Source organism: Croceivirga sp. ABH4_376 (assembly GCF_056160685.1).
In genome coordinates, this window is record NZ_JBSWXQ010000002.1 from 409,261 (window position 1) to 424,236 (window position 14,976).

Genomic DNA, 14,976 nt, shown 5'->3' on the forward strand with positions numbered 1-14,976 from the left:
AATTATTAAATACTGAATTTTAAAACAATAAAATTATAATTTTATCATTTTATTAGCGTTCATTCCGCTAGCTTTTCATGTCAAAATTTATTACTTTCGCAAAAAAGTACCAATTACATGAATACAGACCCAAAAACCAGTAGCGAAATTTCTTTTGATGATTTTAAAAGTCAAATCCTAAATGACTACCGCGTAGCGGTAACCAGTAGGGAGTGTAGCTTATTGGGAAGAAGGGAAGTATTAACGGGAAAGGCTAAGTTTGGAATATTTGGTGATGGTAAAGAGTTACCACAATTGGCTATGGCAAGAGCTTTTCAAGATGGTGATTTTAGAAGTGGTTATTACAGGGACCAAACCTTTATGATGGCTCTAGGAGAGCTTACACCAAAAGCCTTTTTCCATGGGCTGTACGCTACTACAGATATTGAAAAAGAACCCATGAGCGCAGGTAGGCAAATGGGCGGCCACTTTGTAACACATAGTATACAAGAAGATGGTACTTGGAAAAACCTAACAGAACAACCCAATAGTAGTGCAGATATTTCCTGTACTGCTGGCCAAATGCCAAGATTATTAGGATTAGCGCAAGCATCTAAAATATTCCGAAACGTTAACGGTATTGACCAAACCAACTTTTCTAACAACGGAAACGAGGTTGCGTGGGGTACCATAGGTAATGCAAGTACCAGTGAAGGTCACTTTTTTGAAACGCTTAATGCAGCAGGGGTATTACAGGTACCAATGGTAATCAGTGTTTGGGACGATGATTATGGGATTTCCGTACCTGCAAAATATCATACTACAAAAAGCGATATTTCAGAAGTTTTAAAAGGTTTCCAGAGGGACGATGAAAATGACGGCTACGAAATATTAAAAGTTCGTGGTTGGGATTATACCGCCTTGATACATACTTATGAAAATGCAAGTGACATTGCCAGAGAAGAACATGTTCCCATTTTAATACACGTAACCGAATTAACACAACCGCAAGGACACTCCACTTCTGGCTCTCATGAACGCTATAAAAGTGCGGAACGCCTAGAATGGGAAAAAGAAAACGATTGTAACAAGCGTTTTAAAGAATGGATATTGGCCAATAATATTGCAGACGAAACTGAACTTAAGGAATTAGAAAAGTCTTGCAAGCAAGCTGTTAGAAGCGCTAAAAAGGAGGCATGGTCAGAGTTTTTGGCCCCAATAATTGCCACCAAAAAAGAATTGGTACAACATTTAGATAAATTAGCCGCAGAAAGCAGCAATAAGGTTTTTATTCAAAAATTAAAAAATGATTTAATTGCGATAGAAGAGCCTATAAAAAAGAACATTGCAAGTATTGCAAGAACCGCATTACGTTATGTTATTGGGGAGGACACACCTTCTAAGCAGAACTTTATTGATTGGCTAAACAAGTATTTGGCAGATAAGCAAGAAGAATATAGTTCACACCTTTATAATGCCTATAACCAAAAAGCAACAGATATAAAACCTATTTTACCCCAGTACGATGCTGAAGCAGAAATGGTAGATGGTAGGATCATTGTGAGGGATAATTTTGATAAGCTTTTTGAAAAATATCCCAATACTTTAGTGTTTGGAGAAGATGTTGGTAATATTGGTGATGTTAACCAAGGATTAGAAGGTCTTCAAGAAAAATATGGAGAACTTAGAATAGCAGATACCGGTATTAGAGAAACCACCATAGTTGGTCAGGGCATTGGAATGGCATTAAGAGGCTTAAGGCCCATAGCCGAAATACAGTATTTAGACTACATTCTTTACGGATTACAAACATTAAGTGATGATTTGGCCACTTTAAGCTATCGAACCGTAGGTAAACAGGTTGCGCCGCTTATTATCCGTACCAGAGGGCACCGTTTAGAAGGTATATGGCATTCTGGTTCCCAAATGGGAGGCTTGGTACATTTATTAAGAGGTATGAATATTCTAGTACCTAGAAACATGACCCAGGCCGCTGGATTTTATAACACACTTTTGGCTTGTAATGAGCCTGCATTGGTCATAGAAAGCTTAAACGGCTATCGCTTAAAAGAAAAGAAGCCGAATAATATAGGTAACTACCGTACACCAATTGGTGTAGTAGAAACCATTAAAGAGGGTAAAGATATTACCATACTATCTTACGGTTCTACTTTAAGAATTGTTGAGCAAGCAGCTAAAGAACTAATGGCTTTGGGTATAGACGTAGAGCTTATAGATGCCCAATCTTTATTGCCATTTGACCTTGAACACGATTGTGTAAAAAGTCTTGAAAAAACCAATAGACTCTTAATAATAGATGAAGATGTACCAGGAGGCTGCTCTGCTTATTTAATGCAAGAAATTTTAGAAAAGCAAGGTGGTTATCAATATTTAGATAGTGCACCACAAACCTTAACCGCTAAAGCTCATAGACCTGCGTATGCTACGGACGGCGATTATTTTTCCAAACCTAGTTTAGAAGATATTGTTGAAAAGGTATATGCAATTATGCATGAAGCTACCCCTAAAAAGTTTCCAAAGTTGCGATAAAACAATTTTGGTTACTGGCATTATATGGGTTTTGTTTTTAAAATAAACCATTTGTTATTAAATTTGGTAAAGTCCAATTAAAACCCCCTGTACTAATGAAAAACGCTTTTACCAAAGATTTAGGTTTAGCTTTACTAAGAATTGTTCCCTCCCTAATGATAATGTCTCACGGGCTTCCAAAATTACAGAAAATGCTTTCTGGTGATTTTGCATTTGCCAACCCAATAGGTATTGGGGAAGCACCATCATTATTTCTAGCGGTTGTAGGAGAATTTATTGCTCCAATCTTTATCATTCTTGGATTTAAAACAAGATTTGCCACTATACCCGTGATCATTACCATGTTGGTTGCTGTTTTTATAGTACATGGTGCAGACCCTTTTGGCAAAAAAGAATTACCCCTTTTATATGCTGTAGTCTTTATAGTTATAGCATTGGTTGGCCCTGGTAAATTTGGTATTGACAAGAAATAATTTTCTAAAAAATGGTATTTAATAGCTCCTTAAGCAAATCTGCTTGAGACAAGTTACTTGCGCCTAAACCTTTTCCCTTTAAATCTAGTTCTCGTAGGCCTGAAATGATGGAACTAATTTTTTTCATAGGGTAATTTTTTGCTGCAGTTTGGTATTCTTTCACAAAAAATGGACTTATTCTTAAGGCACTTGCTACCGCTTTTTGCGAGTGGTCTTTTAAACCATGATATTCTAGTAATTGGGCAAAGAAGGAATTTAACAAGGATACGGTTAATAGAAAAGGATTGTCTTTTGGGTTTTGCCCAAAATAAGCTACTATGCGTGCCGCCTTTTTAAAATCACGCTCCCCTACTGCTTTTTTTAATTCAAAATTGTTGTAGTCTTTACTTATACCAATATGGGTTTCTATATGGTCTGCAGATATTTCAATGTCTTTAGACAATACCAAGAACAATTTTTCTAGCTCGTTATTGATTTTACTTAAATCGGTGCCCAAAAACTCTACCAATAATGCAGATGCTTTTGGTGTAATTTTGTAACCTTTACCAGCCAACACTTTTCGTATCCAATCTGCTACTTGATTTTCATATAGCTTTTTACTTTCTAGCAATACACCATTTTTGGCAATGGTTTTAAATACCTTTTTCCGTTTGTCTAATTTTTTGTACTTATAATTAAAAACCAATACGGTAGATGGCTGCGGATTGTTTGCGTAAGCTTCCAGTTGATCTATTGTCCTAGACAAGTGTTGGGCTTCTTTGACCAAAACAACCTGATATTCTGCCATCATGGGAAAACGCTTGGCATTTTCTACAATTTGATCTATAGTTGTATCCTTGCCATATAAAGTCATCTGATTAAAACCTCTTTCGTCTTCCGTAAGTACATTGTTGGCTATATAATCTGTTAATTTATCTATATAATAAGGCTCCTCTCCCATAAAAAAATAGATTGGTTTTATATTTCTATTTTTAATATCAGAGACAATCTTTTTTACTTCTTCCATTTAAAAAAAAACTGGACTTTTGCGCTATGCAAGTTTTAAATTTCGATTCATTTCAGTTTCGGTTTAAAAATACCGAAAATAGACTCCATATTTTTGACATTATCCGAAAAAAATTTGTGGTACTGCAACCAGAAGAATGGGTTAGACAACATGTTGTACATCATTTAATAGAAATAAAAAAATACCCAGCATCCTTAATAAACGTAGAAAAACAACTAATTATCAACGGTTTAAAAAAAAGATATGATGTAGTTGTGTTTAAGCCAGACGGTACAATAGCCCTGTTGGTAGAATGTAAGGCACCAAAGGTGACTATTAACCAAAATACCTTTAACCAAATTGCTATTTATAATTTAAATGCAGATGCTGATTACCTAATGGTTACAAACGGATTGCTGCACTATTACTGTTTAATGAACCAAGAAACGGAAAATTATACTTTTCTAAAGGATATTCCTGAATTTAGCCGTTAATTTGCACCCGTTTTGAATATTGCAATAGTCATATTAAACTGGAATGGAGCAGCTCTATTAAAGGAGTATCTACCCAATGTTATCAACTATTCTAACGAGGCTAGCATCTATGTTATAGATAACGCTTCTACAGATAACTCCGTTGCCCTAATAGAAAATGATTTCCCCACGGTTAACTGTATTGTTAACAAGGAAAATTTTGGTTTTGCCGGTGGTTACAACCAAGGCCTAAAGCATGTTGATGCGGACCTGTACTGTTTGCTCAATTCTGATGTGGCCGTAAGTGAAGGTTGGTTGCCCCCTATTAAAGAAACCTTTTTGAACAACCCGGAGATTGCAATTGCGCAGCCTAAAATTTTAGATTTAAAACAACCAGAATATTTTGAATATGCCGGTGCAGGTGGTGGTTTTATAGATGCCTTTGGTTATCCATTTTGTAGAGGTAGAATTTTTCAGACCATAGAAAAGGATCAAGGACAATATGATGATACCCTTGAAATATTCTGGGCAACTGGTGCCTGCATGTTCATTAAAAAAGAGGTTTTTGATGCCCTAGAAGGATTTGATGAAGACTATTTTGCGCACCAAGAGGAAATAGATTTATGTTGGCGTGCTAAAAATTTAGGCCATAAAGTTTATTACATTGGAGCTAGCCATGTATTTCATCTAGGAGGGTTTACCCTTAAAAATAGCAACCCACACAAAACCTTTTTAAACTTTAGAAATTCATTATACTCCATCACAAAAAATTTACCTACTAGAAAGGCATTTGGTATTGTTTTTATACGATTAATATTGGATGGTATAGCGGCAGCACGTTTTTTACTTCAACTTAGAGGCTTGCATGCTTGGGCTATTTTACGTGCCCATTTTAGCTTTTATGCCAACTTCCCAAAAATGTATAAAAAGCGGGAAAAAGCTAATTTTTTATTAAAATATCATTTCGTGAAATCCATAGTTTGGTCTTACTTCGTAAATCAAATAAAGCATTTTAACATTTTAGTAAAAGATTAACTAAGGCTAAATGTTAATACCTGTCAATTTGCATAATTTTGGATTGACTAGCGAAAATTTAAATTTAAAATAATTATGAAAAAAATAGTACTAGGTACTTTAGGAATTGCCCTTTTATTAGGGTCTTGTGTTTCTCAAAAGAAATACGCAGATTTAGAAGCAAAGCATAAAGAAACACAAGATTTACTAAACTCTGCAACGGTAAAACTTAATGATTGTTTGGATGAAAAAGCAACCGCTACATCTAAGATGAACGCCTTAGAAGAGCAGAATGCTTTTTTAAAGGCCAACAATCAAGAGCTGATAAACAACATGGGAGATTTAACTACGTTAACTGCCAAAGGTGCAGAAAACCTAGAAAAATCTTTAGAAAGTTTAAGAGAGAAAGATTTAACCATACGTAAGTTACAAGATGCTGTTACTAGAAGAGATTCTGTAAACTTATCTTTAGTACAAAGCCTTAAAGGCGTACTTGGTAACCTTGACGATGAAGATATTGAGGTATCTGTAGAAAAAGGTGTGGTTTTTGTTTCCATCTCTGATAAATTATTATTTAGAAGCGGTAGTTACAACGTAACCGCAGAAGCTAAGCAAGTACTTGGTAAAGTAGCTAAAGTGGTTAACAACAAGCCAGATTTTGAATTTTTGGTAGAAGGCCACACTGACAACGTACCTTACCGTAAAGGTGTGTTGTTAGACAACTGGGACTTAAGTGCTAAAAGAGCAACTTCTGTAGTAAGAATTTTACAGAACGATTTTGGTGTAGATCCAGCAAGAATGACTGCTGCCGGACGTAGCTACTACGTACCGTTGGTAAGCAATGATTCTTCTGCCAACAGAGGTAAAAACAGAAGAACAAGAATTGTTGTACTTCCAAAATTAGACCAATTCTATAGCATGATTGAAGAAGGGATGAAAGATCCTGCAATCGGCGGAAGCGGAAAATAATTTAAGGTAAACACCTTATAAATTAACAAGCGGTTCATTTATATGAGCCGCTTTTTTTTATAAAATATTCAAATCACCTTTACCTTCCCTAATCACAACAGGTTCGCCTTCAGATAAATCTATAATAGTAGAAGCAATGTTGTCTCCGTAGCCCCCATCTATTACAATATCTACAAGATTGTCCCACTTTTCTAAAATTAATTCTGGGTCCGTGGTGTACTCTAAAATATCATCATCATCTCGTATAGAGGTTGATACAATTGGGTTGCCCAACTCTGTTACAATTGTCTTGGCAATATTATTATCGGGTACCCTAATACCTACTGTTTTCTTTTTCTTAAAGTCTTTTGGCAAATTATTGCTTCCAGGAAGTATAAATGTATAGGGTCCTGGCAAAGCCCTTTTTAAAATTTTAAACGTACTTGTATCTATCTGCTTAACGTAATCAGATAGATTACTTAAATCTGGACAAATAAAAGACCAATTGGCCTTTGCCAATTTTATACCCTTAATACGAGCTATTTTCTCTAAAGCCTTGGAATTGGTAATGTCGCAGCCCAATCCATATACCGTGTCTGTTGGGTAAATTATCAATCCGCCTTTTCTTAATACGGCCACAATCCTAGAAATTTTCCTTAAATCAGGATTATCATCATACAATTTAATAAATTCTGCCATTTGTAATACAATTACTACATTTTATACAATTATTCCTACACGAAAGCGTTATATTATTCCCAATACACCCTAAAAATGCATACAATTAAAGGCCGCATTCTACTTGCATTTGCTGCGCTTTGTTTACTAACTACGCCAGTAATATTATTCTATTTTAGTTCATCAGAAAAAATTAGACTAGCACAGAACATTAAAGAACAAGTAGATGTTTTTAACCTAAATAGACTCAAAGCACTTAATGTATATAACCAAATACTAGAATCAGATTCTAAGTTAGATGCTTTTTATTTAGAAAACAGCACTAACAATATAAAAAAGTACCAACAATATTATACTAAGGCATTTAATGCCTTAAATAACTTAAAAGAAAATCAACAATTAACCAGCCAAGTAGTTGAACTACGAAGAGAAAGCATAGCGCATAAATTATCCTTGCTAAATAGCAATGTACATGAGTTAATACGCTTAAAAAGAAAGCGAGGTTTCAAGAACTATGGATTGGAAGGTAACATGCGCAGCCAAATTCATCAATTGGAAAATGTACCCAGCATAAGCCTTAGTGAAAACCTAATGTTGAGAAGAAGGGAAAAGGATTTCTTTTTACGGGGAGATTTGCACTATGCCAACCTATTAAACCAAAATGCAGACAGTCTAATAGAAAGAATGGCCGCTGATTTTGATGAAAACCATAAAGCTATAATTGTCCTGAATCGATATAAAGAAATATTTAACGACATAGTTAAAATTGAATCTGCAATTGGTAATGAAAATGCTGGTTTAGTACACAATATCCATGAAATATCCAATCAATTAGATCAAGATGTTAAGAGTTTACATGGGGTGTTAAAAGAAGACCTAACCCTTTTATCCAAGGGCATCCGAAATTTTATCATACTTTTTTTATTGATAACTATTGTATTCCTAGTTGCCTTTGCCTTTATATTCTCAAATTACATTACCAAACCCATTAAGTTGCTAATTGCAGATATGGACCTTGTAATTGCAAGTAAGTTTAAAACCGAAACCGCTATACAAACCAAAGGCAGTACTCAAGAAATACTGCAACTTAAAACCAGCTACACCAAACTTACCGAAACCATCAAGGAGCAAGTAAACGCCTTAAACATAAAAAACGCTGAGTTAGAACGTTTAAATGGTAAATTAAAAGAATCTGAGGTAGAACTTAAAGATGCCTCTCAAATAAAAGATAAATTTTTCTCTATTATTTCTCATGATCTTAAGGGTTACACAAGTAACATTGTGTCCATGACGCAAGTTTTGAACGCCAACAAAAAACTAACAGAGGAAGAAAGACAAGTATTTGGTAGTCATTTACAAGATACCGCCCAGAACCTTCAGTTATTGTTAGATAACCTACTAAACTGGGCAAAAAACCAAATGAACGATAAAAATTTAAACAAGCGTTCTTTTGATATTAATAAAGTATTGGAAAAAAATGTTGAATTAATTAGTGAAATAGCCATCCGTAAGAACATTTCTTTAAGCATAAACCAAAAAGCTATTTTAAAAGCCTATGCGGATAAAGACATGGTAGATTTTGTTGTTAGAAACTTACTGAGCAACGCACTTAAATTTACCCCTGAAGGAGAAAGTATCACCGTTGCCGCTACAGAAAAAGAACATGAGCTATCCATTACCATAAAAGACACTGGCGTAGGTATGACCAAAACTCAAATAAAAGAGCTATTGAGCGCCAACAAGCAAGAAATGAGTACTAAAGGAACAAACAATGAAGAAGGTAATGGCCTTGGATTTGGTCTTTGTTTAGATTTTATTAAACGAAATGGTGGTAAAATTAAAATAGATTCTGAAGTTGGGGTTGGCAGTAGTTTTACGTTTACTATACCTACCCAATTATCTAGAACCAGTATCTTAAACTAAATGTTATTCTAGTACTTCCAATTTAGCAAAACGAAGCAACAGTTTCTTTATGTTGCCACTATCAAAACGTATCTCTGCTTTTTTATCATTACCTACCCCTTCAATATTCAAAACCTTACCCCTACCAAATCTAGTATGGTTTACAAGGGCACCCTGTACTAAGTTATCTGGAACGCTATTGGTATTTGCAGCGGTTTCACTTAAATTAGGTTTAAGTTTACGTAAACGCCTTAATTGATTTTCATTTGGTTTTGGGGCACTAGGTGGTATTCCAGTTTTAGGTTTTACTTGTCTTAACTTACTTTTATCTACATCTCCCCAGATATTATCTTTTAGCATAGACTTATAGCGGTACCCATCATTTATAGGAACTAGACTTTCTATGTATTGCTCATCTATTTCTTCTATAAAACGGCTGGGTTCTGCGTCTATTAACTTACCCCATCTATACCTATTTTGGGTGTACGTTAAATAAGCTTGCTTTTCTGCCCTTGTCAAAGCCACATAAAACAAGCGTCGCTCCTCCTCTAGTTCGCTTCTCGTGTTCATACTCATGGCAGACGGAAACAAATCTTCTTCCATACCTACAATATATACATACGGAAACTCCAACCCCTTTGCCAAGTGTATGGTCATAAGTGCCACACGATCATCATCTTCGGTATCCTTATCCATATCTGTGGCCAAGGCTACGTCTTCCAAGAATTCCGTTAAACTACCCGTGGCATCGGCAACTTCTTTTTGGCCTTCAACAAAATCTTTAACCCCATTTAATAGTTCTTCTATATTTTCCATACGGGCAATACCTTCTGGAGTGCCGTCTTTTTTAAACTCTAAGAGCAAGCCTGTCTTCTTGGCAACATGCTCTGCCAAGGCAAAGGCGTCCGCAGCTTCGTTCATAATTTGGAAGCTTTTAATCATGGTCACAAAATCGCCCAATTTGCGCTGGGTACCAGAATTAATTTTTAGGTTAATTCGGTCCAAATTCTCCATCACCTCAAAAATAGACCTACCGTAATGGTTGGCTGCTACGGTTAATTTATCTACCGTGGTAGAACCAATACCCCTAGCCGGAAAGTTGATAACCCTTTTTAAGGCTTCTTCATCTTTTGGATTGATGATTAATCGTAAATACGCTAAAACATCCTTTATTTCCTTTCGCTGGTAAAAGGATAGGCCACCATATATACGATAAGGAATATCTCGTTTACGCAATGCATCTTCTATGGCCCTAGATTGGGAATTGGTACGGTATAAAACGGCAAATTCCCCATTTGGTAGTTGCTGCTGCATCTTATGCTCAAAAATAGAACCCGCAACATACCTACCTTCCTCCGCATCTGTAGGACTCCTATGTACTATAATTTTGTTACCCTCATCATTGGAGGTCCAAACAACTTTTTCTAGCTGATTTTTATTCTTTTCAATAACCGAATTAGCAGCGTTAACAATGTTCTTGGTAGAACGATAGTTCTGCTCTAAGCGGTATACCTTAGCATCTGAATAATCTCTTTGGAAGTTTAGGATATTGCTAATATTAGCACCCCTAAAAGAATAGATACTCTGTGCATCGTCTCCTACCACACAAATATTGTGGTAACGATCGGCCAATGCTTTTACAATTAAATATTGTGAATGGTTGGTATCTTGGTACTCATCTACCAATATATATTTAAAACGGTCTTGATACTTCATTAAAACCTCTGGAAACCGATTTAACAATTCATTGGTGCGCAACAACAAATCATCAAAATCCATAGCCCCCGCCTTAAAACATCGATCTACATAATTTTTATAAATCTCGCCAAGACGTGGCCGTTTTGCCATGGCATCTGCCTCTATTAATTCTGGATTATTAAAATAGGCTTTAACTGTGATAAGGCTATTTTTAAACGAAGAAATCCTGTTCTGTACCTGTTTATACTTATAAATATCCTTATCTAACCCCATTTCTTTAATAATGGAGGCAATAAGACGTTGTGAATCTTGGGTGTCATAGATGGTAAAATTGCTGGGGAAACCCAATTTATCACCATCATAACGTAAAAGCTTGGCAAACACAGAGTGGAACGTTCCCATCCAAAGGTTTTTAGCTTCTGAATTACCTACAATTGCAGCAATACGATGTTTCATTTCTCGTGCAGCTTTATTTGTAAAGGTCAGGGCTAAAATGTTAAAAGAATCTACACCTTGTTCCATTAAATGGGCAATCCTATACGTTAACACCCTTGTTTTACCAGAACCCGCACCTGCAATGACCATTAACGGACCTTCTTTATGTAAAACAGGACCCCTTTGGGCATCGTTCAATTCATCTATATAAGACATGTCTTTTTTAGCAATTTTAAACCAAACGTGAAATTAGCCATTCTTAGGCGGTTACTAAAATGTTGGTTGCATTACTTTTAAACAGCCACAGTTGCGTTTATTATTTTTTGAATACCTTAGAACACATGAAAATGAATATATTATTTTTTGTGATGGGTTTATTTGGTATAATTACCTACGCCCAAGAAAAATCATCAGGCCCCATAATTAAAAATTATGGTGCGGTTTGGGCTGTTGAAAACGCCGATTATAAAGTATACAAAACGCAAGAATTAAAAGTTGTTTTTGATATAATGGGTAGCCCGGAAGACCCATCTGCTTTAAATAGAAGCGTAGAAACAGCAGCTCGTTTTTTAAATATGCATGCCCAAGCAGGTGTACCAAAAGAAAATTTAAAAGTAGCTTTAGTTGTACATAATGCAGCCTCTAAAGATATAATGGACAACCCATTTTATGAGAAAAAATTTGGAGTTGAAAATCCAAATAAGGATTTACTAGATGCTTTAATGGATAATGAAGTTCAAATTATATTTTGTGGCCAATCTTCCTATTCTAGAAATATACCCAAAGAGCAGCTAATTGATGGTGTGCAATTATCATTATCTGCAATGACTGCTTTAATACAATTACAAGACCAAGGCTATAGACTTGTTAAATTTTAAGTATCAATTTTATGAAAAAACTGTGCATTAGTTTTTTAGGGCTTTTGACTGCCTTTAGTTACGGACAATCCGGACTAGAAAAGTCATACAAAGATGTAGAAGAAAAGGTAATAGCGTGGCGACATGATATTCACCAAAACCCAGAACTAAGTAACCGAGAGTTTAAAACAGCAGAAAAAATCGCCAATCACCTAAAAAGTTTAGGAATTAAGGTGCAAACTGGCGTTGCACATACAGGTGTTGTTGGGGTTTTAAAGGGTAAAAAGGCTGGAAAAGTGGTTGCCCTACGTGCAGATATAGATGCGTTACCGGTAACCGAAAGAAATGATTTACCTTTTAAATCTGAGGTTAAAGCCGAATTTTTAGGGGAAAATGTAGGCGTTATGCATGCCTGTGGTCATGATACGCATACGGCAATTCTTATGGGAGTAGCAGAGGTTTTGGCCAATAATAAAGATAAAATTAAAGGAACGGTTAAATTTATATTTCAGCCTGCAGAAGAAGGTCCACCACCTGGAGAAGAAGGCGGGGCTTTGTTAATGGTTAAAGAAGGCGTGTTAAAGAATCCAGATGTAGATGCAATTTTTGGTCTACATATAAATTCTGAAACCCCAGTTGGCACAATTAGATACAAAAGCGGTGGTACTATGGCCGCAGCCCAAAGCTTTACCATAAAAGTTAAAGGAAAACAAAGCCATGGTTCCCAACCGTGGTCCGGTGTAGACCCTATTTTAATAAGTGCAAAAATTATAGATGGCCTACAAACCATTATTAGTAGGGAAGCTAAACTTACCAATGAGGCAGCAGTTATTACCGTAGGCAAAATTAAAAGTGGCGTCCGCTTTAATATCATTCCGGAAAGTGCCGAAATGATAGGTACTATTAGAACGTTAGATTATGATATGAAAGATCATATTAATAAACGTATGAAAGAAATGGTGGCTACCATTGCCAAGGCATATGGCGGAGAAGCTACTTGTGAAATAAAAGACGCTACGGATATTACCTATAATGATCCCGCGCTAACCGCAAAGATGATTCCCACATTAGAAAGAGTTGCCGGTAAAGACCAAGTAGTTACACAAAAAGCAATCACAGGGGCAGAAGACTTTTCATATTTTCAAAGAGAGGTACCTGGCTTTTTCTTTTTCTTAGGAGGAATGGCTCCTGGCACTACGGAATCTTACCCACACCATACGCCAGACTTTTTAATAGACGATGCAGGAATGCAGCTGGGTGTTAAAGCTATGACAGAACTAACTTTAGATTATTTAAACACAACAAAATAATTTCTTGAATTAATTAAATAGCCCAAGATATTTATAGGGATGTCTTGGGCTTTTTTTATGGCGATATATAAAAGTTTACGATTTTTGCTGCATAAATACCTCATTGATGAACGCATTATTAGAAACCCTTGGCTCCCTCCCATGGTGGGCCTATTTACTCATATTTTTAGCTTTAGTTGCTTTTTGGGATATTTTTATCCAACGCAAACATACCATAAAACATAATTATCCCATAGTAGGCCATTTGCGGTATTGGTTAGAGAGTATTGGACCAGAAATGCGCCAATATTTTGTAGCTAACAACAGAGAGGAGCTTCCATTTAACCGCATAGAACGTGGCTGGATTTATGCTTCTGCCAAAAATGAAAATAATTATGAAGGTTTTGGAACGGATCGTGACATCTACGCACACCAGCATTTATTTGTAAAAAACGCTATGTTGGCATATCAACTTCCAGTTGGTCATCCCAATACTACGGACCCCTATTTTTTACCTTGCGCAAAAGTGATGGGCGCCTACCATAAACGTAAAAAACCCTTTAGGCCTGCCTCTATCATCAATGTTTCCGCTATGAGCTTTGGTTCACTTTCTGCCGCGGCCGTAGAGGCTATGAATAATGGGGTTTTAAAAAGTGGAGCATACCATAATACGGGAGAAGGTGGCCTTTCTCCTTATCACAAAAAAGGAGGTGATGTTATTTTTCACTTTGGCACTGGGTACTTTGGTGTACGTTCTGAGGATGGTAATTTTTCCATGGAAAAAATGAAAAAGCTAACTGCGGAAAATCCGCAGATTAAAGCTATAGAAATAAAACTAAGCCAAGGTGCCAAACCTGGAAAGGGCGGTGTATTACCTGGGGCTAAAATTACGCCTGAAATTGCAGAAATTAGAGGGGTGCAAGTTGGTAAAGATGTACTATCACCATCTACCCATAAAGCGTTTAACACCATAGAAGAATTAGTAACATTAATAGAAGAAATAGCTTATGAAACAGGGCTACCCGTTGGTATTAAAGGTGCTATTGGTAAATTATCCCAATGGGAAGAATTAGCGGATTTAATGAAAAAAACAGGAAAGGGCCCAGATTTTATTACCGTAGATGGTGGTGAAGGTGGTACAGGTGCTGCACCTCCAAGTTTTGCAGACCATGTTTCTTTACCCTTTTCTTACGGCTTTACTGCTATTTACAGGCTTTTTCAAGAAAGAGGTTTAACACAACATATCGTATTTATTGGTAGTGGCAAATTAGGGTTTCCGGCTAAAGCAGCCATGGCTTTCGCAATGGGTGTAGATGTAATTAATGTTGCAAGGGAAGCTATGATGAGTATTGGCTGTATACAAGCCCAAGTGTGCCATACAAACAGGTGCCCAGCAGGTGTTGCCACACAAAGCAAATGGTTACAATCTGGAATTAATGTTCCATTAAAGTCCGATCGGTTGGCACAATATTTTAAAACATTTAGGAAAGAACTCCTAGAAATAACACATGCGGCAGGTTATGAACATCCCTGCCAATTTAATATGGAAGATGTGCAAGTAAATGTGGATGATGATTATCTTAGCAGCGATTTACGAAGAGTATATCGCTATCAAAAAGACCAAGTTCCCTTCAACGGAATGGCATCTTTAAAATCATGTGAATATTTAGGAACATTGCCTAACAAATCTTAATT

Annotated in this window: 12 protein-coding genes; 9 read left to right on the plus strand and 3 right to left on the minus strand. The window is 36.2% G+C overall.

Annotation, left to right across the window (positions count from 1 at the left end; translation table 11 throughout):
• Positions 1 to 117: 117 nt before the first annotated feature.
• Together ACXAGS_RS06105 and ACXAGS_RS06110 are read left to right on the plus strand one after the other, a co-directional pair.
• Positions 118 to 2,529, plus strand: coding sequence for an alpha-ketoacid dehydrogenase subunit alpha/beta (locus tag ACXAGS_RS06105; protein ID WP_474905449.1), 2,412 nt, complete (start codon positions 118 to 120; stop codon positions 2,527 to 2,529).
• A 95-nt stretch (positions 2,530 to 2,624) separates the two neighbouring features.
• Positions 2,625 to 3,002 carry a DoxX family protein gene (locus ACXAGS_RS06110; protein WP_474905451.1) on the plus strand — a complete coding sequence of 126 codons (378 nt, stop codon included), beginning with the start codon at positions 2,625 to 2,627 and terminating at the stop codon, positions 3,000 to 3,002.
• 4 nt (positions 3,003 to 3,006) lie between these two features.
• On the opposite strand, the gene holA is transcribed toward ACXAGS_RS06110, so the two are convergent.
• Positions 3,007 to 4,008, minus strand: coding sequence for a DNA polymerase III subunit delta (gene holA / locus ACXAGS_RS06115; RefSeq protein ID WP_474905452.1), 1,002 nt, complete (start codon positions 4,006 to 4,008; stop codon positions 3,007 to 3,009).
• 26 nt (positions 4,009 to 4,034) lie between these two features.
• Between holA and ACXAGS_RS06120 the strand changes: the two genes are divergently transcribed.
• The 3 genes from ACXAGS_RS06120 to ACXAGS_RS06130 all read left to right on the plus strand — a co-directional run bounded on the left by ACXAGS_RS06120 (position 4,035) and on the right by ACXAGS_RS06130 (position 6,443).
• Positions 4,035 to 4,481, plus strand: a complete 447-nt coding sequence (locus ACXAGS_RS06120) for a type I restriction enzyme HsdR N-terminal domain-containing protein (RefSeq protein ID WP_474905453.1) — start codon at positions 4,035 to 4,037, stop codon at positions 4,479 to 4,481.
• 12 nt (positions 4,482 to 4,493) lie between these two features.
• Positions 4,494 to 5,495: a glycosyltransferase family 2 protein gene (locus ACXAGS_RS06125; protein WP_474905455.1), complete on the plus strand. Its 1,002-nt coding sequence runs from the start codon at positions 4,494 to 4,496 to the stop codon at positions 5,493 to 5,495.
• Positions 5,496 to 5,570: 75 nt separating this feature from the next.
• Complete coding sequence (locus ACXAGS_RS06130) at positions 5,571 to 6,443, plus strand: OmpA/MotB family protein (RefSeq protein ID WP_010516645.1); 873 nt, start codon at positions 5,571 to 5,573, stop codon at positions 6,441 to 6,443.
• A 57-nt stretch (positions 6,444 to 6,500) separates the two neighbouring features.
• Here ACXAGS_RS06130 and ACXAGS_RS06135 read toward each other — a convergent pair whose 3' ends face one another.
• Positions 6,501 to 7,121, minus strand: coding sequence for an L-threonylcarbamoyladenylate synthase (locus ACXAGS_RS06135; RefSeq protein WP_474905457.1), 621 nt, complete (start codon positions 7,119 to 7,121; stop codon positions 6,501 to 6,503).
• Between the two features lie 75 nt (positions 7,122 to 7,196).
• Here ACXAGS_RS06135 and ACXAGS_RS06140 point away from each other — a divergent pair, with 75 nt between their 5' ends.
• Positions 7,197 to 9,023: a sensor histidine kinase gene (locus tag ACXAGS_RS06140; RefSeq protein ID WP_474905459.1), complete on the plus strand. Its 1,827-nt coding sequence runs from the start codon at positions 7,197 to 7,199 to the stop codon at positions 9,021 to 9,023.
• A gap of 3 nt (positions 9,024 to 9,026) precedes the next feature.
• On the opposite strand, the gene ACXAGS_RS06145 is transcribed toward ACXAGS_RS06140, so the two are convergent.
• Positions 9,027 to 11,351, minus strand: coding sequence for an ATP-dependent helicase (locus tag ACXAGS_RS06145; protein ID WP_474905460.1), 2,325 nt, complete (start codon positions 11,349 to 11,351; stop codon positions 9,027 to 9,029).
• A 131-nt stretch (positions 11,352 to 11,482) separates the two neighbouring features.
• Between ACXAGS_RS06145 and ACXAGS_RS06150 the strand changes: the two genes are divergently transcribed.
• The 3 genes from ACXAGS_RS06150 (at position 11,483) to ACXAGS_RS06160 (ending at position 14,974) form a co-directional block, all read left to right on the plus strand.
• Positions 11,483 to 12,013: a DsrE family protein gene (locus ACXAGS_RS06150; RefSeq protein ID WP_474905462.1), complete on the plus strand. Its 531-nt coding sequence runs from the start codon at positions 11,483 to 11,485 to the stop codon at positions 12,011 to 12,013.
• 11 nt (positions 12,014 to 12,024) lie between these two features.
• The gene (locus ACXAGS_RS06155) at positions 12,025 to 13,302 is read left to right on the plus strand and encodes an amidohydrolase (protein WP_474905464.1); all 1,278 of its coding nucleotides are present in this window, start codon (positions 12,025 to 12,027) and stop codon (positions 13,300 to 13,302) included.
• Between the two features lie 106 nt (positions 13,303 to 13,408).
• Positions 13,409 to 14,974, plus strand: a complete 1,566-nt coding sequence (locus ACXAGS_RS06160) for an FMN-binding glutamate synthase family protein (RefSeq protein WP_474905466.1) — start codon at positions 13,409 to 13,411, stop codon at positions 14,972 to 14,974.
• Positions 14,975 to 14,976: the final 2 nt, after the last annotated feature.

Coding starts and splice junctions, on each gene's coding strand:
- ACXAGS_RS06105 (WP_474905449.1), top strand. CDS start 118: ATGAATACAGACCCAAAAACCAGTAGCGAAATTTCTTTTGATGATTTT.
- ACXAGS_RS06110 (WP_474905451.1), top strand. CDS start 2,625: ATGAAAAACGCTTTTACCAAAGATTTAGGTTTAGCTTTACTAAGAATT.
- holA (WP_474905452.1), bottom strand. CDS start 4,008: ATGGAAGAAGTAAAAAAGATTGTCTCTGATATTAAAAATAGAAATATA.
- ACXAGS_RS06120 (WP_474905453.1), top strand. CDS start 4,035: ATGCAAGTTTTAAATTTCGATTCATTTCAGTTTCGGTTTAAAAATACC.
- ACXAGS_RS06130 (WP_010516645.1), top strand. CDS start 5,571: ATGAAAAAAATAGTACTAGGTACTTTAGGAATTGCCCTTTTATTAGGG.
- ACXAGS_RS06135 (WP_474905457.1), bottom strand. CDS start 7,121: ATGGCAGAATTTATTAAATTGTATGATGATAATCCTGATTTAAGGAAA.
- ACXAGS_RS06140 (WP_474905459.1), top strand. CDS start 7,197: ATGCATACAATTAAAGGCCGCATTCTACTTGCATTTGCTGCGCTTTGT.
- ACXAGS_RS06145 (WP_474905460.1), bottom strand. CDS start 11,351: ATGTCTTATATAGATGAATTGAACGATGCCCAAAGGGGTCCTGTTTTA.
- ACXAGS_RS06150 (WP_474905462.1), top strand. CDS start 11,483: ATGAATATATTATTTTTTGTGATGGGTTTATTTGGTATAATTACCTAC.
- ACXAGS_RS06155 (WP_474905464.1), top strand. CDS start 12,025: ATGAAAAAACTGTGCATTAGTTTTTTAGGGCTTTTGACTGCCTTTAGT.
- ACXAGS_RS06160 (WP_474905466.1), top strand. CDS start 13,409: ATGAACGCATTATTAGAAACCCTTGGCTCCCTCCCATGGTGGGCCTAT.